A 19,046-nucleotide genomic window follows, 5' to 3' on the forward strand; every position below is an offset into this window, starting at 1 on the left:
TTATTTGAAATAGATATCCTTCAGGTTAGGCAGTTTACCGCTGAAGGCCAAGCAGCCGCTTCAGAACCGACTGCGCCTGCTCCGCTGACCCGAGTGCGGAGGCGAACTCAAGCCCTTCCCTATCCAGCGGCGATCCAGCCTCCACCATGGCCCAAATCGGCACACCCGAGCCTTTGTAGTCCGAGTACTTCGACGGCAAGAAGGGGTTCTTTGCGTAGCTCGTTCCACTGGTATCCGTGTCCACCACTAGCAACGCGTCGAACTGCGTCAGCGCGTTCAGAAACTCGAGGTAACTCAAGGCCGGGTGCAGGTGCACGCCGGGTACATCCGCCCCCGTCGATGCATCTGCGTTCGAGAACACGTGCAGCGTGGGTCGCTCCGCCTCCGGAATCGCCTCTAGTGCATGGACATAATCACCCAGCCCACGGTTCGTGTAGAAGTTGCCGAAGTACCCGATGTTGAAGCGGTTCGGATCAAGCTCGAGCTCCACAGGCCGGGCAGAGTACGCCGCAGCCGGTGGTGCAGGCTGTGCGCTCACTTGAACTTTTCGCTTAACGACGTCTTGGAACCGCGGTTCATAAAAGCCGAGCACCTCATCAACCTGGTTCTGATTACTGAATGTCAGCGTGTCGGCGAGAATCAGCGTCGCAATTTCCGTGAGGGCGAAGTGGTTCGGGGTGAGAAGGTGACCCCAGCCGGCCTCTTCTACGGCGCGCTTGAGTTTTGTGGTGACTCTCCCCTTTGTCAGCGGTCCCTGGCGCTGCGCACCAGTTGCATCGCGTCGGAGCGGGTCGGAGAACTCCGCTTCCCACGAAATGGCAGGATGCTTGAGCTTGTACAAGCATCCCGCCACATGCGAGCCTGACCACAAAGCTCGGGAATACACCTTGGTGTACTTACCTCTTGCCGAGCGCGCTGCACGCTGGCCGAAGCGAGCAATCTGGTCCCACGAGGAAAAGGACGGGTACTCGTCGATCACCGTGTGCTTGCGCACCCATGGGTCGACGAGCACCGCGCTGGAATCGTCGACCTTGCGCACCGGCGTCATATCGGCGCTCACCACGTCAACCACTTCCTGGCGAGCAGCGAGTCGCTTAGCGACAACATTCGCGGCCGGGTCTGCAAAGGGAGGGAAGCAGAACGAGAACACCAGCGTCTCGTATGCTGTGCGTTCCTTGTGCGGCCAGGGCAGCCCAGTCAGACCCCGTTCGATGGCGAGATCGACCGCCCGGGTCGAGTCCTCCGGGTGCGCGGCAAGATACTCTGCGGCGAAATTGAATTGCGCCCGCTCCAGTGATTCTCGCGCCCGCTTATTTTCGTCTGGCACGTCGATTGCTTGTAGTGCCCTAATGACGTCAAGACGCTCTCCGACAGTAAAGGCGAAGCTCTCGGCTTTTCGGGACACTGAATCGGCGCGTACTTGCCTGATGTACGCAGCGTTAGCCGTGTCCTTCGGAACGACGAGCTTGAGCTGCGGGTGGTGCAGCAAGTTCGCGAAGAACGCTACGTCTTCACCCGACTGAAGCGCGGCGTCGTAGCGGTAGTTCCGAATTACCGACGCGGGTAAGAACTTGCACGCGTTGAAACCGAGTACCCAGGGGCTGGTGGAAAGTGGCGAGGCGCGTCCCGCAATCATTGCGCGGCGCGTGTTGATTGAGTTCGCTTCGGTGACACCGCTGTCGGTTGCATCCTTTATCGGTAGGAACACCACCGCATCTTCTGCCGAGGCATCGAGGCCGACCTCGAGATAGCGCGGTTCAATCCAGTCGTCGTCGTCGATGAAGGTGATCACGTCGCACCGCGCGTTGGAAAGCCCCGCGTTCCGCGCGCGCCCTGCGCCGGCTTCGGGTACGCGCAGTATGCGGGTCTGGATATCCGAGGCGTTGGCCCAGTCGTCGAGAAGCGAAAGCGATCCATCGTCGGGACCGTTCTGGATGAAGATGACCTCGAACCGGCTTCGCACCAGCGTCTGTGCCTCGAGCGAGCGTAGGAGGTGAGGAAGCCGCTCGACGCCGCCATGGGTTGGGATGATGACTGTGGCCTTGGGCTGAGCTGGGCTCATTTCAACGCCCCCAAAAGCTTGTAACCAGCGTGGATTATAGACGGCGGCAAGTACGGTTTGAGCGGCTTCGCTAAGTGAACGACTTTGGTTAGAAGAACCGCCCGTCGGCTGGGCTGGGTTTCTGCGCGAGGCTCTTCAGACACTAATTTGGTGTCGGGTCGCTTCAGCCGCTGGCCGATAAGAAAGCCGCTAATTAATTCTGCTGACGACCCGTCCGTGCGGGTCGCCCCGGTGAGGTCGAAGGCTATCCACTCCCCCACGGGTGTCACGCCGTCGATTGCAACCATGTCGAGTGACTGAAACACCATTTCCAAGTGTTGAGCACCGGCGGCGTTTGCCCAGTAGCTCAGACGGTCGCAGCCGGCTTCCGTGGCTACTTGCCAGAACTCGCCGAGTGACCGCGCATCGAGGTTGATTCCCACGAGCCAATCATCCGGAGCGATCTCGAGGCTCGGAGGGTGTTCGGTGAAAACGGACCCGCTGTCGAAGTGAGAAAGCTCGTACGGCGCGCCCAGGTCGTCGACGAAAACGATTGCTGGGCCGCTGCGCAGCTCCCGCGTTTCTACTGAGCGTAATTTCATTGTCGGTCCCCTACTTGCTCTACGAGGTTCAAAAACGCTGCGGGTGCGACCTCCTCGCGCTGATACTCAACCCAAGTTTTGCCTTGATCGCTTATGTCCAACCGCTTCGGTTCACGGGCAAGCGCTACCCACAAATCAGCAAGGGCGCGTGGGTCCTCCGGCGGCACAACGTCGCCGGCGTGAAGCGTCTCAATGAGGCGCGCAGTCTCCCCCGCAACCACGCCGCTGATGTGGATCTGATTCGCCATCAGCTCGTAGGTCTTAGACGGCACGGCGACCTCAAGCGAGTCCCAGTTGGTGAGGTGCACGAGTGCCGTGTCCGCCCAGCGGTAGCTCTCCTGCAATTCGTCCGGCGCTTGCTGATGTTGCAAGTCAAGATCGACTGCGAGCTCGTCGGCTGTTCGCCGAAGCGGCCCCCACGTCGCACCCTCGCCGACGAACCGGAGGCTGACCTGCACGCCTTCATCCTGCGCAAGCTTGGCAGCGACGAGCGCGTTCTCCAACTTCTGCGCTCGACCCAATGTCCCTGCGTAAAGCACGTGCAAATGGTGCCCACGATCGCGTTCTCTGGTTCGGTCCCGACTTGTGGACACGCTGGGGAAAACGTTGCGCACCGTCGCAGTCGGTTTGCTGAGCTCCGCCTTGAGTTGGCGCTCGAGCGAGCTCGAGGTGGTTGAGATGCCGGAGCAGCGTGACATCACGAAATTAAGTGACCATTCGGTCAACGAGATAAGAACCTGGAACGGCGCCCGCAGGAGGATCGTCTCACGCGGCGAGCGCCGACCCGTACCCGCGTTCCACTGTTTGCTCTCTCGGAACAGTGCGGGCCATGCGTCGCGTAAGTCGAGGATGTACGGCACGTTGAGTTTGCGGGCCGCGACGAAAGTCACCACGGACGTGGGAAGCGCCGGCACTGTCCCAATCACTAGGTCGGGCTCGAACTCTTTGATCTGACGGTTGCGGAGCAACCCGAACATCATTGCGGCTGCAGTCCACCCCTGGTTCAGTATCCGACGACCGAGCGAAGTGCCGGAAGGAAAGTACCCAGAGCGGTAAACGATTTCCCCGTTAGGTCCTGATTCCTCTCGGAAAGCCGTAGAGAACCCCCGATGCGCAAACCAGGTTTTGAACGTCACCGTCCGTTTGTAATGCGGCGGCGGTGCTACGACGCGCACCTCGTGGCCTGCTCGTTGAAGAATCTCCGTTAACCAAGCCCAGCGCCGCTGCGGCACCCCGTTCTCTGGGTGCCAGTATTGAGATAGGACGAGGATTCTCACGCGTCGACGTACCTCAATTCGCTACGGCAAGGACACAACTTGTACGTGGGGCCAGCGGGGCTCGAACCCGCGACCAGCGGATTATGAGTCCGCGGCTCTAACCGACTGAGCTATAGCCCCTAGCGTCGTTTCAGCTTAGCAGCTACTGAATTGACTACTGAATTAGTGCGTTCAGGTCCCAGCGCGCGTGCCATCCACGACATGAGTGCGGGTTTCACACGTGCCGCAACCCGGCCCGCAGTGTCTCGGATTCGGTGGCCTCCGGAGACCAGCTGCCGAGCAACTTGATCCAACGCATCCACGGCCACTCCCGCCCCTTGGTGATCAATAGCGATCGAGTCGATCCGAATATCCCGCGCACCGCGGACAAGTGGAATGATTCGTGCGAGGCGGATCCTCGTCTCTCCCGGCACGAACACGCTGACCGTCGCGACGAAGTCCCCTTCCGAGACATCGAAGTACGCAAACTGGCCGATTGCGCCGTCGAGAGAAGTAGCGATTCCGGCGAGCTGCTTTCGCGGGCCAAGGTCACGCCCGGATGCAGACTCGAGAGAGAGGGACAAGGCCAGGGGATGTTTCCTCAACCCTGCAGGTGCAGCCCCCTTGATCGTCACCGTGATTCCGCTCGTATCGCCGTCGATAAGGAGCTTGACCCCGTCGTCGACCGGGGCTGACCAGATCGTTTCGAAAGAGTCTTGAGTGTGCAGAACTTTGTCTGCGACAGCTGGGAAGCTGTCAGGAATTGCGCTGAGGTTGTTCACCGCGGGGTACTTGCCCATGTTGGTCAGCAGCTGATCTTGCACCCGTTCGCTCTGATGGCGAAGCAGGTTGTCTTGCCCGGTGTGATTGATGCGAAGGTAGCCGAGTTTGCTCGCGTCCATGATGACCGGAGCGAGGCGGTCAGTTTTGTCGTGGGCTCCGGCCCTTGGCCCGTGAATTACACCATCGTTCTCTAGCTTCGAGACGTAGAGCAGTCCCATCGAATTCATGGGGACGTGAACTTCCCGGAAGTTGTAGAAGTGGTCCTGGTGGTAGATCGCCTCGATACCAAGCGGCAAGCTCACCGCCATGCCAGTGAACTCATTCTTCACGTAGTTCGCCATGAGCTCAAAGTAGTGCTTGGAAAGCACATCGTCATCATCCAAGCGGTACCGTCCGAAGACGCCGGGTTCAATGAGTTGCGAGATGAGTCGTTCCGACGGACCCCAGTCTCCGGTGCCGTCGGCAAGCTCTTGGAGAACTAAGAATGGGTACTTGGCCGCGGTTTCCCGCAGCGAGTCTTTGTACTTGTCAGGCAGCGACTCTGAGTACGACACGACGTGGTGGACATCGAAGTGCTCGGCTGCGTCCGCGATCGCTGGCACCGTCAACGTTGTGAAAATGCGCTCCCGGAAATCCAGTCGCTCAGGCGAGTACAGGTAGTTGCGGTACTCCGCTTCATCCTTCTCGTCTGACTCCATGCTTGCTCTCCACGCGGCGGAGTTTGGGATGAACAAGCTGTAGCGCGTTTGCCCAATGAATCTCGGCTCCACTTTTTGCACACTCCCATCCCACGACAGTTGCTGCCCTGCAGAAACACGCACGGCGCTTAGGTCATGGTAGCGAACGATTCCGTTACCATTGACGCACCAAACGCACGAAAGGCTGGCATTGCCTCTAAAACGAAATTTCGCACGGTACGCGTCTGCCACCATGGACGGAAGCGTGTACCTCTTCAGATCGCTTGCCGAATTCGAAGCGGCCGAGGTTCCCGCAGGTATTTCTTCCATCGCCTATGGCGCAGGCACGCTCGACCTTCTTCTCGTGCACCGGCCGTCGCAGAATCTCGTCGTGATTTTTCACGCCGCGGCCGATCCCGCAACTGTCTCGCTGCCGATCTTCGTGGGCCAAGGAATCACGCAAAACCTGGACGCGTCGGTGCTATTCGTCTCCGATCCGGCGCTTGACTTCCGCATCCCTATCGGCTGGTACACGGGCGATGAGAAGCGCCACCTCCAAGCTGATCTTGCAAGGGTGATTCGTCACATCGCTTCAACGGTCGGTGCGGAAAACATCATCTTTGAAGGGTCCTCCGCTGGCGGCTTCGCGGCCCTTGTCTATTCGCATGCCTTTCCGGGCTCGCTCGCGATGGCAGTCAACCCGCAGACGGACATTTACCGCTACCACCAAGGCAAAGTGGATGAGTACCTCACTGCTTGCTGGAGTGGAGGGAAACCGCCCGCGAAAGAAACGGTCACCAGTGCGATCGAACTTTACCGCGAGTCATTTCCCAACTACGTGCTCTACCTGCAGAATCAGCGAGACGAGTTCCATGTGCTGAACCACTACGAACCGTGGGCACAGCGCTTCGGCGAGTTATCCGGAACGTGTTGGACGACGATCGAAGGAGACTGGGGCGACGGTCATGCGCCCCCGCCGCCCTTCCTGCAGGAAGCGATACTGCAGTACGCCCTATCGTTTGAGGGGCACTGGGATCGACTCATCCGAGAGGGCGACTTCGATTAACCCACCGAGGTAGGTTCCAGAAGCTGCGGTTCAAACTCCTCGATTCGTTCCCCGACTCCGGTGAGTTGGGCTATCGCGGCAACCGCGCGATCAGCGGCCTGGCCGTCGCCGTAGGGGTTCACGGCGTTTGCCATCGCCTTGTACGCAGCCTCGTGGCTCAGGAGGTTTTTCGCCTCAGCCACGATCCGTTCGCGATCTGTTCCTACGAGCTTCACGGTGCCTGCGACGACTGCTTCCGGACGCTCAGTGTTCTCGCGCATCACCAGCACCGGCTTACCCAACGACGGCGCCTCTTCCTGCACTCCACCCGAGTCAGTGAGGACGAGGTAAGAGCGGTTCATCAGCGCAGTGAATTGGTCGTACGGCAGCGGGTCGGTGATGATCACGTTGGGTAGCACCTCCACCTGCGGCATCACTGCGTTTCGAACCCGAGGATTGAGATGCAGCGGGAGAGCAAAAACATGCTGCGGGTAGGACATAGCGAGGTCCTGCACCGCGCCGCCGATCTCCGCCATGGCTTCGAGATTCTCGCGGCGGTGGGTGGTTACCAATACAACCTTCTCGTCAGTTTCTGTCAGGGCTGCAAGGCGGGGATCGTCGAAATGTACCTGCCACTTCGATGCCGCGAGAAGTGCGTCGATGACTGTGTTACCGGTGACCACGATGTCACGCGAGCGGATGTTCTCGCGGCGCAGATTTTCGCGCGACTCCTGGGTTGGCGCGAGGTGAAGGCTGGTGACCTGGCCGATGATCTTGCGGTTCGCTTCCTCGGGGAACGGCGAGTGAATGTCGCCGGTGCGAAGGCCTGCCTCCAGGTGGACTACTCGGGCACCGCAGTGAAAGCCTGCGAGCGCAGCTGTCATGGCGGTAGACGTGTCACCCTGGGAGATCACGACGTCCGGCTGCTCCTCCATGATGATCGGGTGCAAGCCGCTTAGCGCGCGGGAGACAATCTCATTGAGGGACTGGCCGGGCTTCATCAGCGCCATGTCATAATCCGGCACGATGCCGAAACGCTGATTGACCTGTTCTAACATTTCGCGGTGCTGGCCAGTGGAGACGACCACGGAATCAAATCGGTCATCTGCTTGCAGCGCGGTGACGACGGGGGCGACCTTGATGGCCTCAGGGCGGGTGCCATAGACGGTCATGATTTTTGGCTTGGTAACTGGCACTCGATCCTCATTAAGCGTTGAAATCTCTGGGCGTTTCCGACAAACTTAATACATCTTTGCTTGGGGTTCCCTTTTACATGCAGAAAAGTTCATGCTTCGCCAGATGAAAGGGGCTGTGGCTGCGCATCTGTAGGGTGGGGTGCATGATTCAATTCGTTGTCGGCGCCGCCGCTGGGTACGTCTTTGGCACAAAGGCCGGCCGCAAGCGCTACCACCAGATTGTTAACGCCACGCAGGCTGTTGCGAACTCTCCCGTAACCAAACAGGTGACCAACTCGGCGCGCAAGGCGATTGCCAACAAGATTGATCCGGAACCGCGGATGCGCGAGGTGAAGGACACCCGCAAGGGTCGGAAGCTGCGCGGTAAGAAGCGCAACGCGGAGATTGAGAACCAGATCCTCGAACCGGATCAGGATTAATCGCTAGTTGGGGGTCTGGTTTAGGCCACCGTCGATGAGGGTGGCGGCGATGCCGTCGAGAATGTCTTTCTCGCTGATAACGAAGCTTTGAGTGCCCGCGAGGCGTTTGAAAGCATCCATGAGTTCCTCGACCACTGTAGAGCCGGCGCCGATGACATCGGCACGGCCAGGGTGCATGACGGGGTTTTCGAGGCGCTGCTTCGCGGTTTTCGCTCGAAGGTCAGCGGTGACCTCGCGCATGCGGTCGAAGGGGATCTCGGACATGTGAATCGACTGCGGGTCGTAAGTCGGCAGATTCTGTGCCAGCGCAGAGAGCGTTGTGAAGGTGCCCGCGCAGCCGACGACGGTGCGAGCTTGGCCGAGGGGAACGACGTTCTCGGCCTCGGCGATGCGCTCACGAATGTAGGCGCGGGCCTCGTTGGTTTCTTCGGCGGTGGCGGGATCGGTGTGCATGAAGCGCTCGGTGACCCGGACGCAGCCCATGCGGGTAGAGCAAGCGTGGAGGCCATCGGCGGTTTCCATCACGAACTCGGTGGACCCGCCGCCGAGGTCGATCACGCAGAACGGCTCGCGTCCGGTGCCCGCGAGATCAATGGTGGCGCCGCGGAAGGACAACGCAGCTTCTTCCTCACCGGAGATGACCTCGGCGACTGCGCCGGACTGGATGCGGCCGAGGAGTTCGCGGGTCATGGCGAAGAAGCCCTCACGGTTTGAGGCATCCCGGGTCGCAGAGGTAGCGACCATTCGCACGCGGGTCACCCCGGCGCGCTCCATCTCATCGACGTAGTTAGCGAGCGCTTCGCGGGTGCGCTCGATGGCCTCGGGCTGGAACATGCCGGTTTCGTCCACACCCTGACCAAGGCGCACGATGGTGTTCTGCCGGGTGATTTCGGTGCCGGTCGCGGCGTCGTGAATGAGCAGGCGGATGGAGTTAGTGCCGCAGTCGATGGCGGCGACGGTGCTGGTGGCGTTGGTGTCAGCCATCAGACCAGGTCCTCCCCTGCCTCGGCGAGGGTGATGTCTAGGTCCTCGAGCGTCGGCCAGTCCTGCGGGATCGCGGTACCGCGCAGGTTGCCGTGCTCGGCGGCGAGCGCGACGGCTTCGTCACCGAAGCGGACGCGGCCGGGGCCTTCGGCAAGCGCGTACGCGATGAGCACGTGGAGGCACTTCACGCGGTCCGGCATGCCGCCGCCCGAGAAGTCGGTGCCAAGGTCCTCGAGTGCGTTGCGCTCGGCAAGGTAGTGCTGGTGCGCGTTGAGGTAGTCGGCGCGCAGTGCTTCGCCCTCGTCCGTCTCAGCGTGCAGGCGGGCTTCCATCCATTTCATCACCTGGGCGACCTCGAGCCGCGACGCTTCGGCGGTAAGCCGCGGGTCGGTGAGGTAATAGAGGGTGGGGAACGGCGTGCCGTCGTCAAGCTTTGGTGCGGTTTTGACTACCGCTGGCTGGCCGTCGGGCGTGCGGTAGGCGACGGCGAGTACGCCGCGCGGCTGCCGGCCCAGCTGGGTGGCCATGATGTCGATGTCTGCTTGGGGCACGGTCATGGTGCCATTGTGGCACAGGGGTTCCTACGGGAAGTTGGCGGAGCCTAGACGGTCAAGAATCCGCCAGAAGGTCCAGCGCTTCCGCCCACCGCTCAAGTGATATTTCGAATGCCTCGCGAAGCTCTGGGCCTCCGAACTCGTAGATGCTTTGGTCTGAGTCGTTGTCCGCCATCTGCTTGAACACCTATCGGGTCGACTCCTGGTTGAGCTCAGCCTCATCTGCAGGGGCGGGTTCAACAGGGGCTTCAACCGGAGCGTCGGCTGGCGCATCCGCTGGCGCTGGCACGGCGGGCTCCTCCGCTTCGTCCTCGGGGAGCTCGCGCAGCGAGTCCCAGAGGAAGTGCTGCCAGTCGCGGGTATCCGGGATCTCGTCGGTGGTGATGGTGGGGTTCTGGGTCATGCGAGGATCGATGATGCGCCAGGCGGTCTCCCCCTCTGCTAGCACACCGAGGCGACGGCGCGCCTCCTGCTCGATGTAGGCGGGATCCTCGTAGCGCGCGATGTCGGATTCCAGTTGCTTCTTGCGCGCCTCAAGCGCCTCGATGGACGCCTGGGCGCGGGCGATCTCTCCGCGACCTTCGTAGTAGTTGCGAAGCGGCACCGCGATAGCAACAAGCACAACCAGCACCACGGCGATGAGCAAGCCGGTAGAAGCAATGTCCTGCTGGAACAACGCCGGCTTAGTCTTACGCCTGGATTTGGCTTCCCGCTCTTCGCGCTCAGCCTTGTCGCGCGAGGCGACGGGCACGGTGTGCTTGCGATACATAGTGCCCAAGATTGTAGGTCGCGCAGCAGGCGATCCCCGCCGGGACATGCAAACGCCCCCACATCAACCGCGGGAGACGGGAGGTGTGGGGCGCTACAAAGGGCCGTCGATAAGCGATATGCCCTTACTTGAAGCGCGGGAAGGCGGAGCGGCCTGCGTAGACCGCGGCATCGCCCAGCTCGTGCTCGATGCGCAGGAGCTGGTTGTACTTAGCCACGCGCTCGGAGCGGGCCGGAGCACCGGTCTTGATCTGGCCGCAGCCAAGCGCGACAGCGAGATCCGCAATGGTGGTGTCCTCGGTCTCGCCGGAGCGGTGGGACATCATAGTGCGGTAGCCGTTGCGGTGCGCCAGGTCGACAGCGTCGAAGGTCTCGGTGAGGGTACCGATCTGGTTCACCTTCACCAGCAGCGCGTTCGCGGCGTTCTCCTCGATGCCGCGGGCGAGGCGCTCCGGGTTGGTCACAAAGAAGTCGTCGCCGACGATCTGCACCTTCTGGCCCAGTTCGGCGGTGAGCTTGGTGTAGCCCTCCCAGTCGTTCTCATCCAACGGGTCCTCGATGGAGACGATCGGATACTGCTCCACCAGGTCGGCGTAAACCTTAGCCATCTCCTCGGCGGAGTGCTGGCCGCCCTCGAAGTTGTAGACGCCGTTCTCGAAGAACTCAGAGGACGCGACGTCGAGTGCGAGCGCGACGTCGTCGCCCAGCTTGTAGCCGGACTTCTCCACAGCCTCGACGATCAGGTCGAGCGCTGCCTTGGTGGAGTCGACGGACGGTGCGAAGCCACCCTCATCGCCCAGGCCGGTGGAGAGGCCCTTGCCCTTAATCACAGACTTCAGCGTGTGGTATACCTCTGCGCCCATGCGCAGCGCCTCGCGGAAGGACTCGGCACCGATCGGGGCGATCATGAACTCCTGGACGTCGACGCCGGAGTCTGCGTGTGCGCCGCCGTTGACAATGTTCATCATCGGCACCGGCAGGATGTGTGCGTTCGGGCCGCCGATGTAGCGGTACAGCGGCAGGCCAGCGGACTCAGCAGCGGCCTTCGCGGTGGCCATGGACACACCCAGGATGGCGTTGGCGCCGATGTTCTTCTTGTTGTCGGTGCCGTCAAGCTCAATCATGGTCTGGTCGATCAGGCGCTGGTCGTCGGCCTCGATGCCGGCGATGGCATCCGCGATCGCCTCGTTGACGTTCTCCACGGCCTTCTGCACACCCTTGCCGCCGAAGCGCTCGTCGCCGTCGCGAAGCTCGTGCGCCTCGTGCTCACCGGTGGATGCGCCGGACGGAACTGCTGCGATGCCGTGCGCGCCGTCGTCAAGGAACACCTCAGCCTCAACGGTCGGGTTACCGCGCGAGTCCATGATCTCGCGGCCGAAAACGTGGATGATGTCTGCCATCTAAAGGTCATCTCCTTGGGTGGGTGTATGGCATGTACGCCCCCAATTGTTGCAGAATTTGCCGCTACCGGTGGGCCGGCTGATTCAGCGCATAGTTCGCGGCCGCGTCGCGCACCTTCTTGAGGTAATCCTCCGACTGGTTGTAGGAGAAAATCGCGCTGCGCCAGCCCTCTTCGGTGGCCAGGTCACGGTCGTGCGCGCACAGGTAGTTCGCGGCAGTCAGCGCAGCGTCATCGATCTGTTGCGGGTTGGGCACACCGTCACCGTCCGCGTCGCGGCCGTAGCGCACCCAGGTCTCCGGAATAAATTGCAAGGGCCCCAGCGCACGGTCGAACTCGGTGTCACCATCCAGCCGGCCCCCATCAGTATCAGGGATGTGCGCAAAGCTCCCGGTTCCATCCAAAGCTGGGCCGATTATCGACGGCTCGGGGTAACCGCCTTCATTCAACCTCGCACTGTCAAAACTGCGGCCAGTGTACGTGCCGTGACGGGTTTCCACCCAGCCGATACCCGCAATCGTGTTCCACGACAAATGGCAGTTCGGCCACGCCTCTTGGGCGATGAGCTGGGCGTTGCCGTACGCGCGCACCGCCTGCGGGCTGATTCGGGTGGCGTCTGCGATCGGTGCCGCCCACTCGGCGAGGTTGTCGGCAGTGCGTCCTGGCGCGTGGACGTCGATAAGCGGAGGCGCTTCCGCTGCTGCCGGCGGCATAGTGGTGGGCACCGGCTCGCGCTGCGGGCCCGGCGCGGGGATGTCGGTGAACGAGGCGAGCCAGGCAACTAGTGCAGCGACGAGCACGATTGCGAGGGTGACGGCCAGGAGCCCGGCGCAGCCGCAGCCCCTGGCTGCACGCATGCCCCGGGTCGTCATGCGGGCTGATCCTACCGGGCGCGATTGCGGTCAAGGAAATACACAGCTCGTGTGAAACTTTTCACTTTTGTCACACTAGCAACATCTGTAACATGTATACTTTTGCACCGTCCCTTCCCCATAACCTCAAAGGAACTGTTCAATGCGTCGTTTTTCCACAACTCTCGCCGCTGCTGCCCTGGCCGCTGCCGCAACCCTGTCCCCGATCGCCGCTCAGGCTCAGGACGCTCAGCCTGCACAGACTACTCAGACCACTCAGACCAAAACCGACCTTGGCACCTACGTCGAACTGACCAAGGTGCTCAACGGTGAGATCAAGACCGCTAACTGCGACACCCTGTCCACCACCCTGAAGCTGACCAAGATGGTTGACGGCGAGACCACCCGCTCCACCCTGGTCCAAAACCTGAACAAGGTTGTCGGCGAGAACTCTGTGCTGCGCCTGGCCACCGCTCCGACCGTCAATGCGCTTGGCGACCGCGCCCTCGAGTGCGGCATCGTCAAGGCCGACCCAGTCACCCCGTTGGACCAGGCAGTGAAGCTGAGCTCCCAGCTTTCCTCCGAGAACAACCTGCCGGAGCTGCGCAACCTGATGGCGCTGGCGAAGTAAAAACGCTCGGGCGACTACACGCCCAAGCAACTCACCACTGCAAAGGGTCGGGGCACTCTCCCCCGGCCCTTTAGTGTTTCTCGCGGGCTTTGCCTTCTGCCCAGAGCCGGTCCTGGGTTTCGATGTCGACGGGCCCGGTCGAGCCGTCGAAAATGTACGGCGCGCGCGAACGCATCTTGGCCACGAATGCACCGGCGACATCCGGGAAGCTGAAAGCGCCGCGCTCCGAGGCGATTTCGGAGTGGAAAAGCACTTGCAACAAGACGTCGGAAAGCTCTGTTAAAAGCTCCTCTTCGCTGGCCTCCTGCTCGATGGCTTCGGCGAGTTCTGCCGCTTCCTCGCGGAGGTACGGCAAGAGTGAGGTGTGGGTCATTGCCTGCTCCCACTCGCCGCGGGTGCGGGCGGCGTGCATGACGCGGACGGCTTGGTAGACCGGGTCGTCGAGCGAGGGGACGCGGATGATCTCGGCGTCGTCAGGGGCGGCGGATTCGTCGGTGGTGACAAGCCAGGGCTCGGCGGTGGTGTCGGTGGTGTCGGTGCGTGGCAGGGAGCGGGCGTGGGCGGGGATGTCTTCGGTGTAGGTGACCGGGCCGCGGATCTGGTTGATGATTTGGGCCGGGATCATGTCTGGCCAGCGGGGGTCGAGCACGAGGACAACCATGCATGACACAATAACCGCATGACGAACCAACTTGCTGAAGCTTTAAAGTCCGTGAACCCGACGCGCGGGGACGTGATGGAGCACTCCGTGACCTTCTCCCCGATTCGTTGGAAGACGGGCTGGCCGCACCACCTGCGCCGCGTGCCGCCGTTCCGTGACGACGCCCGCGCGTCGATCACCCGCGCCGAGGTCTTCGACTTTGCGGCCGATGTGCGCGATACGGGTTGGGCTCGCGATCAGATCATCGATTTCCTGGGCGCGGTGTTTGCGTACCGCGCAGGCCAGACGAACCAGGTCATGGACCTGCAGCAGTTCCTGCGCAACAAAAACAATGCGTCGCAGCTGCTCGGCGCGATTCGCCAGCTGGAGGGCAAGGACGCGGTTGAAGCGTATGCGTCTTTGACTGAGACTGGCCTGAAGCCGAAGTTCGCCTCCGCCGTGGCCTACTTCCTGGCCGGCGAGCAGGAGGACGGCGAGGGCGACAAGCCGGCGATCATCTGCAACAAGCGCGCGGAGGTGGCGGGCCTTGAGCCGTCTGGCGAGTGGACCGCTGAGGAGTACGGCGAGTACTTGGCGGCGCTGCGCGAGGCGCGCGACGCGTTCGATTCGTCGCTGCCACTGGATACGGTCGAGTACGCGGCTCGGGAGTTCGCCGGGTCTGCCTAGACAGTTTTCTTTTTCGCCTAGCGGTCGGAATGCTTCCCACGAGCTTCTCCTACGCGACGCTGGCTCCAACCGACGTGCGATGGATTAAACCGAGAGTTGCTCACGGTTATGTGCTTAACCTTCATTGGAGCACATTTCCGATCTAGATTGTCCTTGATGCCAGCCAGGGCAAGCGGAAGCATCCTGTTGTCGCCCCGCATCTCTATGGCGAGGGCTACCCGAATCTCTTCAGCGCTGACCGCGCGCCTGCAAAAATCTTTCTTCGGGTGATTCCCGAAATGAGCGACGAGCATAAGTCTCGCCATTGTGTGGAAGACTTTTAGCGCAAAGATGGTTGCTAGGTTTGGATCCGGGCGCTTGCCTGGGTAGGTATAGTCCTTCACCTCGATTAGCCAAAGACGGTTTCCCTCGAAGGCAATAAGGTCGCAATCTTTCGCGTTGAATGGGTCGTTCGTCAAGGGTTTAGCGGAGCGCCCAGAACTGTACCAAGCGTCGAAATCTTCTACTTCCCAGTCATCCGGAAATTCAAAAACGACATCCTCTACCACTATCGACCTACTCATCGAATTCATGCTCCAGGTACCTAATGGCTTGAGCAGCCTCTTCCTCTAGGGCGGTCAGAGTCGGCAAATCTGCTTGGGTTGGCCCCACAGTTCCAGACACACCGGTGAGCACGGATCCGTTATCGCTGGGCTCATGTCGTTCCAAACCGATGTAGGCGGTTACGACCGGGTCCTCATCACTCAGGAGGCGCAATTCACGCAGTATGAAGACACTATGCGTTGCAACGAAGACTTGCGTGCCATGTTTGGCTAGAAGGTGAATTGTCTTAGCAACAGCTCGCTGCGTTCGTGGGTTCAAATTCGCTTCCGGCTCATCCCAGAACAAGTAACCCTTTTCGAGAAGAACACCCGACTGGACGAGTCGCAGCACCATTGCGAGCTTTCGATAGCCTTCCGAAACCAGGTGGGCCTCAATCTTGCCCGTTCCTCCAGTTGCTGTCTTGAGCTTGACGTAGAATCGCCCATTTTCCTCGACTACGCTGCCTTCTAGAATCTCGAGAATGGGTTCCAGAAGCTGGTTCGCTCGGTCTCCTCGGGGCCCAAGCAAAGGTGTCATGCCCAGTAGCACCGCGGTGTCCCGCCAAGTTTCGTCAAAAGAGACTTCGCGAGATTCGTAGAGGGAGATTAGGCCGGGATATATTGAGAGCAGCTCACGAGACGGTAGGAATACCGCAGTGTCTTCAAGTCTTCGATTGGGCACGCTCTCGACCTTCACCCTGCTGTCAGCTGACGAGGCAAAGTTGAATGCCAACTCAGATCCAACGCCCTTGAATTTGACCGACACGTCTGCCTTGCTACGGCCCCTAACACGGCTAGCAAGACGCCCCAGAGAGTCAGGTTTGAAAACGCCGATCAGCTTGGTTGCGACAGAAGTCGCTAGGTGAGTTTTGCTGGGCTCCTCCAAATTTCCGTGGTCTACGGATTTTGTGGAGGCATACAACAGTTTCAATAGCTGAGTCTTACCGGTGCCGTTATCGCCGACTACGACGTTCAGCTGTGGGCTGAACTGGATATTCAACTCACCAAAAGGACCAAACTGCTTGACCCGTAAAGTGTCGATGGGATACTCAGACATAGCAGAAGCTTAAGTGAACACGAGCTTCTTGTCCGCAAAAGTGCTAACGCACGTCGGGCGGTGTAGAACGCAGCGCGCGCTGGTTCAGTTCGCGGCGGGCTTGTTCCAACGCGAGCAGATCGGAGAAGAGCGCGTTGTACGCCTGCTCGTCGTCGGACGGGCGCATGCGCTGCAGCCGCGCCTTCAGCTGGGCGATCTGGTCACCCACGCGGGTCTCCTGCAGCCGAGACAGCACAGAGTCCACGTAGATCTCGATGTTGTCCGCGTGGATCGGCTCGACGGCGAGCTCGGAGACGAATTTGCGCCCAGCCAGGTCACGCATTTCACCGGCCACCCGGGCGGTGTAGTTCGGGCTCACCCCACCGTCGGCGCCAACGCCCTGCTGCGCCCCGCCCGCATCAGCCATCGCCTGGCGCACCTGCCGGTAGGCGTCGTTCGTGAACGCGTCTGGGTTGATTCCGTCGAAGTAGGTCCCAGCAATTCCCGGGTACTGCAGTGCAACCTTCAGCGCTTCGCGTTGCGGCCACAGAACGGGATCGCGCGGGTTCGGAGCCGCCAGGGCGGGGGCAGCGGAAGATGCAGCGGTTGGGGTTGGGCTGGGCGTTTGACGGGGCGTCGATAAGCGAGGGCCCTTCTTTGGCTTCTTCGATTCCTCCCTGACCTGCTGAACCACCTCATCCGGGTTGGGCCAACCCACCCAACCCGCGAGCCGGCGCGCGTACTCGGTGCGCAGGACCGGATCGTTGATCTCAGCGACAATCGGCACAGTGCGGCGCAGCGCCTGCAGCCGACCCTCGGCAGAATCAAGGGAGAAGTTGGTCAAGGTCGACTCGAGCACAAACTCGACCATGGGGATTCGCTTTGCGACGAGCTCTCGAACCGCAGAATCTCCCTTGGCCAGGCGCAGATCGCAGGGGTCCATCCCCTCGGGCGCGATCGCCACAAAGCTCTGACCAGTGAATTCCTGATCACCTTCGAACGCGCGCATCGCAGCCTTCTGGCCGGCCTCGTCGCCGTCGAAGGTGTAGATGAGCTCGCCGCGGAAGTAGTTGTCATCCAACATGAGGCGGCGGATGGTTTGCAGGTGGTCGTTGCCAAAGGCGGTGCCACATGAGGCGACCGCGGTTTTCACGCCGGCGGCGTGCATGGCCATGACGTCGGTGTAGCCCTCGACGATGACGGCCTGGTGGCCCTCAGCGATGTGCTTCTTCGCGAGATCGAGTCCGAAGAGCACCTTGGACTTGTGATATAGCAGCGTGTCCTGGGTGTTCATGTATTTGCCCATTGGGTCATCGTCGAAGAGCTTGCGGGCGCCGAAGCCGATGACGTTGCCGGCCGCGTCCTTGATGGGCCAGATGAGGCGGCGACGGAACTTGTCGATCGGCCCGCGCTTGCCCATGCTGCTTAAGCCTGCTTGCTGGAGTTCCTCGGCCTGGAACCCCTTGCGCAGGAGGTGCTTGGTCAGGGTGTCCCAGCCGTCCGGGGCGTAGCCGCACTCGAAGTGGTAGATGTGGTCGCGGCTGAATCCCCGGTCCAGGAGGAACTGGCGCGCGGTCTGGGCTTCCTTGGTTTCCAGCTGCTCGCGGTAGAACGCGTGCGCGGCCTGGTTCGCGGCAAGCAGGCGCTGGCGGGTGCCCGGTTTGACGTCGCGCGCGCCCGTGGTACCACCCTGGTAGTTGATGCGGTAGCCGATGTGGTCCGCCACCGCCTCCACTGCCTCCGGGAAGGTCAGCTGCTCCATCTCCATGAGGAAGGTGAAGACGTCGCCGCCCTTGCCGGTGGAGAAACAGTGGAAGTAGCCGCGTGCGGGGCGCACGTGGAATGACGGGGTCTTTTCGTCCTTGAACGGGGACAGACCCTTCATAGAATCGTGGCCTGCGGGTTTGAGCTGCACGTACTCGCCGACGATCTCCTCGATCGGCGCGCGCTCGCGGATAGCTTCGATATCACTATCCGGTATTCTCCCCTTGGCCATGCGTGACATCGTACAAGTGTGTGGAACAATGCTCGATGTGAAGTTGCGCCTTAGAGGGTTCGCCCTGTGCCTGCCCATCGGCGGGCTCGTCTGCGGACTGCTCAGTGGGTGCGCTGCGGCGCCGGAGGCTGGGCCGGGGCCCAAGTCGGAACCGGAGACGACTTCAGTTACGTCGGTATCGTCTGAGACTTCAGCTTCGACAGCGAAGGCTCCTGCGACGCAAGCGTCGGGGACTGGGCCTTCGGGACTCGAATTGTGCGAGGAGCTCCCCGACGAGGTGTGGGACACCGTTGCTCTTGTCGACCAAGGCGGACCATTCCCCTACCCGGACAACGATGATTCGCGCTTCGGCAACTACGAGCGAGTGCTGCCCGATGAGAAGCTGGGCTACTACCGCGAGTACACGGTGGAAACTCCGGGCGTGCGCCACCGCGGCGCGCGGCGAGTCGTCACCGGCGGCGGTGCGGACGGAGATGTGGACTCGTGGTTCTACACCGCAGATCATTACGACTCGTTCTGCGAGATCAGCGAATCGCAGTTAGATGAGAAGCTCGATGAGGCGAAGGAGGCGGCAGGTGTATAGGACATCGCATGGACGCGGACGCAACCCGGTCTTGCTCACCGCCCCCGTAGAGAGCGTGGCCGACCTCGCGACGGGCATCTCGTACGCGGTGTTCGGCCCCGAGCGTCCTGCCCCACACAACTTGGACGGTCTCGCTGACCTGCTCCGCGAGGCAAGGGTGACTCGAGTCATCGCCTCCGACTGGCAGCTGCCCGCCGCCGACACTATGCGGGTACTCCAGGTCTTCAGCGACAACGACGTCGCACTTGTGCGCTAGCGCTTCCCAAAACCCGTCAGTCCGCGCGGCGGACAACCGTGAATCGGTGGTTAAGGCCGAG

Annotated in this window: 20 protein-coding genes and 1 tRNA gene; 6 read left to right on the top strand and 15 right to left on the bottom strand. The window is 61.3% G+C overall.

Annotated features, from left to right (window positions below; all coding sequences use genetic code 11):
* Positions 1–34 precede the first annotated feature (34 nt).
* The 5 genes from CGLAUT_RS08955 to CGLAUT_RS08975 all read right to left on the bottom strand — a co-directional run bounded on the left by CGLAUT_RS08955 (position 35) and on the right by CGLAUT_RS08975 (position 5,689).
* Positions 35–2,062 (bottom strand): glycosyltransferase, encoded by a 2,028-nt coding sequence (locus tag CGLAUT_RS08955; RefSeq protein ID WP_095660426.1) that lies wholly within the window; start codon positions 2,060–2,062, stop codon positions 35–37.
* Positions 2,059–2,643 (bottom strand): hypothetical protein, encoded by a 585-nt coding sequence (locus CGLAUT_RS08960; RefSeq protein ID WP_095660427.1) that lies wholly within the window; start codon positions 2,641–2,643, stop codon positions 2,059–2,061. Before CGLAUT_RS08960 ends, CGLAUT_RS08955 begins: the two co-directional genes overlap by 4 nt.
* Complete coding sequence (locus tag CGLAUT_RS08965; RefSeq protein ID WP_095660428.1) at positions 2,640–3,920, bottom strand: glycosyltransferase family 4 protein; 1,281 nt, start codon at positions 3,918–3,920, stop codon at positions 2,640–2,642. The genes CGLAUT_RS08960 and CGLAUT_RS08965 overlap by 4 nt, the downstream gene beginning before the upstream one ends.
* A 46-nt stretch (positions 3,921–3,966) precedes the next feature.
* Positions 3,967–4,040 (bottom strand) — tRNA-Ile (locus tag CGLAUT_RS08970).
* The gene (locus CGLAUT_RS08975) at positions 4,040–5,689 is read right to left on the bottom strand and encodes a glycosyltransferase (protein WP_435383826.1); all 1,650 of its coding nucleotides are present in this window, start codon (positions 5,687–5,689) and stop codon (positions 4,040–4,042) included. Before CGLAUT_RS08975 ends, CGLAUT_RS08970 begins: the two co-directional genes overlap by 1 nt.
* Between CGLAUT_RS08975 and CGLAUT_RS08980 the strand changes: the two genes are divergently transcribed.
* Positions 5,613–6,425 carry an alpha/beta hydrolase family protein gene (locus CGLAUT_RS08980; protein ID WP_290184708.1) on the top strand — a complete coding sequence of 271 codons (813 nt, stop codon included), beginning with the start codon at positions 5,613–5,615 and terminating at the stop codon, positions 6,423–6,425. The two genes, CGLAUT_RS08975 and CGLAUT_RS08980, sit on opposite strands and share 77 nt — an antisense overlap.
* Here CGLAUT_RS08980 and wecB read toward each other — a convergent pair.
* A complete protein-coding gene (wecB, locus tag CGLAUT_RS08985) occupies positions 6,422–7,576 on the bottom strand; it encodes a non-hydrolyzing UDP-N-acetylglucosamine 2-epimerase (RefSeq protein ID WP_095660431.1) in 1,155 nt (384 codons plus the stop codon). The genes CGLAUT_RS08980 and wecB overlap by 4 nt on opposite strands.
* Positions 7,577–7,743: 167 nt before the next feature.
* Between wecB and CGLAUT_RS08990 the strand changes: the two genes are divergently transcribed.
* Positions 7,744–8,019, top strand: coding sequence for a hypothetical protein (locus CGLAUT_RS08990; protein ID WP_095660432.1), 276 nt, complete (start codon positions 7,744–7,746; stop codon positions 8,017–8,019).
* Between the two features lie 3 nt (positions 8,020–8,022).
* Here the strand turns inward: CGLAUT_RS08990 and CGLAUT_RS08995 are convergent, their stop codons facing one another.
* From CGLAUT_RS08995 to CGLAUT_RS09015, 5 genes are all read right to left on the bottom strand, one after another.
* Positions 8,023–9,003 carry a Ppx/GppA phosphatase family protein gene (locus CGLAUT_RS08995; RefSeq protein ID WP_290184709.1) on the bottom strand — a complete coding sequence of 327 codons (981 nt, stop codon included), beginning with the start codon at positions 9,001–9,003 and terminating at the stop codon, positions 8,023–8,025.
* A complete protein-coding gene (locus CGLAUT_RS09000; RefSeq protein WP_290184710.1) occupies positions 9,003–9,560 on the bottom strand; it encodes a DUF501 domain-containing protein in 558 nt (185 codons plus the stop codon). Before CGLAUT_RS09000 ends, CGLAUT_RS08995 begins: the two co-directional genes overlap by 1 nt.
* A 184-nt stretch (positions 9,561–9,744) precedes the next feature.
* Complete coding sequence (locus CGLAUT_RS09005; RefSeq protein WP_290184711.1) at positions 9,745–10,326, bottom strand: FtsB family cell division protein; 582 nt, start codon at positions 10,324–10,326, stop codon at positions 9,745–9,747.
* Positions 10,327–10,450: 124 nt separating this feature from the next.
* On the bottom strand, positions 10,451–11,725 hold the full coding sequence (eno, locus tag CGLAUT_RS09010) for a phosphopyruvate hydratase (protein WP_095660437.1): 1,275 nt from the start codon (positions 11,723–11,725) through the stop codon (positions 10,451–10,453).
* Between the two features lie 64 nt (positions 11,726–11,789).
* Positions 11,790–12,596, bottom strand: a complete 807-nt coding sequence (locus CGLAUT_RS09015) for a lytic transglycosylase domain-containing protein (protein WP_290184713.1) — start codon at positions 12,594–12,596, stop codon at positions 11,790–11,792.
* A gap of 142 nt (positions 12,597–12,738) precedes the next feature.
* Between CGLAUT_RS09015 and CGLAUT_RS09020 the strand changes: the two genes are divergently transcribed.
* Complete coding sequence (locus tag CGLAUT_RS09020) at positions 12,739–13,206, top strand: hypothetical protein (RefSeq protein WP_290184714.1); 468 nt, start codon at positions 12,739–12,741, stop codon at positions 13,204–13,206.
* Between the two features lie 70 nt (positions 13,207–13,276).
* Here CGLAUT_RS09020 and CGLAUT_RS09025 read toward each other — a convergent pair whose 3' ends face one another.
* Positions 13,277–13,867, bottom strand: coding sequence for a MazG nucleotide pyrophosphohydrolase domain-containing protein (locus tag CGLAUT_RS09025; RefSeq protein WP_290184716.1), 591 nt, complete (start codon positions 13,865–13,867; stop codon positions 13,277–13,279).
* 18 nt (positions 13,868–13,885) lie between these two features.
* Here CGLAUT_RS09025 and CGLAUT_RS09030 point away from each other — a divergent pair, with 18 nt between their 5' ends.
* Positions 13,886–14,533, top strand: a complete 648-nt coding sequence (locus tag CGLAUT_RS09030; protein ID WP_290184717.1) for an 8-oxoguanine DNA glycosylase OGG fold protein — start codon at positions 13,886–13,888, stop codon at positions 14,531–14,533.
* Between the two features lie 17 nt (positions 14,534–14,550).
* Here the strand turns inward: CGLAUT_RS09030 and CGLAUT_RS09035 are convergent, their stop codons facing one another.
* From CGLAUT_RS09035 to dnaG, 3 genes are read right to left on the bottom strand one after another with little or no spacing between them, the layout of a single operon-like run.
* Positions 14,551–15,081, bottom strand: coding sequence for a hypothetical protein (locus CGLAUT_RS09035; RefSeq protein ID WP_290184719.1), 531 nt, complete (start codon positions 15,079–15,081; stop codon positions 14,551–14,553).
* 7 nt (positions 15,082–15,088) lie between these two features.
* Complete coding sequence (locus CGLAUT_RS09040; protein ID WP_290184720.1) at positions 15,089–16,171, bottom strand: AAA family ATPase; 1,083 nt, start codon at positions 16,169–16,171, stop codon at positions 15,089–15,091.
* 43 nt (positions 16,172–16,214) lie between these two features.
* Entirely contained in the window at positions 16,215–18,146 is a 1,932-nt protein-coding gene (gene dnaG / locus CGLAUT_RS09045; RefSeq protein WP_095660444.1) for a DNA primase, read from the bottom strand.
* Positions 18,147–18,183: 37 nt separating this feature from the next.
* Here dnaG and CGLAUT_RS09050 point away from each other — a divergent pair, with 37 nt between their 5' ends.
* Both CGLAUT_RS09050 and CGLAUT_RS09055 read left to right on the top strand, forming a co-directional pair.
* On the top strand, positions 18,184–18,729 hold the full coding sequence (locus CGLAUT_RS09050) for a guanyl-specific ribonuclease (RefSeq protein ID WP_232507098.1): 546 nt from the start codon (positions 18,184–18,186) through the stop codon (positions 18,727–18,729).
* A complete protein-coding gene (locus CGLAUT_RS09055) occupies positions 18,722–18,985 on the top strand; it encodes a hypothetical protein (RefSeq protein WP_157731334.1) in 264 nt (87 codons plus the stop codon). Before CGLAUT_RS09050 ends, CGLAUT_RS09055 begins: the two co-directional genes overlap by 8 nt.
* Positions 18,986–19,046 lie beyond the last annotated feature (61 nt).

It is taken from the genome of Corynebacterium glaucum, assembly GCF_030408855.1.
GTDB lineage: Bacteria > Actinomycetota > Actinomycetes > Mycobacteriales > Mycobacteriaceae > Corynebacterium > Corynebacterium glaucum.

Bases quoted from the DNA above. Each gene is read 5' to 3' on its own strand.
- CGLAUT_RS08955 (WP_095660426.1), bottom strand. From the start codon at position 2,062: ATGAGCCCAGCTCAGCCCAAGGCCACAGTCATCATCCCAACCCATGGC.
- CGLAUT_RS08960 (WP_095660427.1), bottom strand. From the start codon at position 2,643: ATGAAATTACGCTCAGTAGAAACGCGGGAGCTGCGCAGCGGCCCAGCA.
- CGLAUT_RS08980 (WP_290184708.1), top strand. From the start codon at position 5,613: ATGGACGGAAGCGTGTACCTCTTCAGATCGCTTGCCGAATTCGAAGCG.
- CGLAUT_RS08975 (WP_435383826.1), bottom strand. From the start codon at position 5,689: ATGGAAGAAATACCTGCGGGAACCTCGGCCGCTTCGAATTCGGCAAGC.
- wecB (WP_095660431.1), bottom strand. From the start codon at position 7,576: ATGACCGTCTATGGCACCCGCCCTGAGGCCATCAAGGTCGCCCCCGTC.
- CGLAUT_RS08990 (WP_095660432.1), top strand. From the start codon at position 7,744: ATGATTCAATTCGTTGTCGGCGCCGCCGCTGGGTACGTCTTTGGCACA.
- CGLAUT_RS08995 (WP_290184709.1), bottom strand. From the start codon at position 9,003: ATGGCTGACACCAACGCCACCAGCACCGTCGCCGCCATCGACTGCGGC.
- CGLAUT_RS09000 (WP_290184710.1), bottom strand. From the start codon at position 9,560: ATGACCGTGCCCCAAGCAGACATCGACATCATGGCCACCCAGCTGGGC.
- CGLAUT_RS09005 (WP_290184711.1), bottom strand. From the start codon at position 10,326: ATGTATCGCAAGCACACCGTGCCCGTCGCCTCGCGCGACAAGGCTGAG.
- eno (WP_095660437.1), bottom strand. From the start codon at position 11,725: ATGGCAGACATCATCCACGTTTTCGGCCGCGAGATCATGGACTCGCGC.
- CGLAUT_RS09015 (WP_290184713.1), bottom strand. From the start codon at position 12,596: ATGACGACCCGGGGCATGCGTGCAGCCAGGGGCTGCGGCTGCGCCGGG.
- CGLAUT_RS09020 (WP_290184714.1), top strand. From the start codon at position 12,739: ATGCGTCGTTTTTCCACAACTCTCGCCGCTGCTGCCCTGGCCGCTGCC.
- CGLAUT_RS09025 (WP_290184716.1), bottom strand. From the start codon at position 13,867: ATGGTTGTCCTCGTGCTCGACCCCCGCTGGCCAGACATGATCCCGGCC.
- CGLAUT_RS09030 (WP_290184717.1), top strand. From the start codon at position 13,886: ATGACGAACCAACTTGCTGAAGCTTTAAAGTCCGTGAACCCGACGCGC.
- CGLAUT_RS09040 (WP_290184720.1), bottom strand. From the start codon at position 16,171: ATGTCTGAGTATCCCATCGACACTTTACGGGTCAAGCAGTTTGGTCCT.
- dnaG (WP_095660444.1), bottom strand. From the start codon at position 18,146: ATGGCCAAGGGGAGAATACCGGATAGTGATATCGAAGCTATCCGCGAG.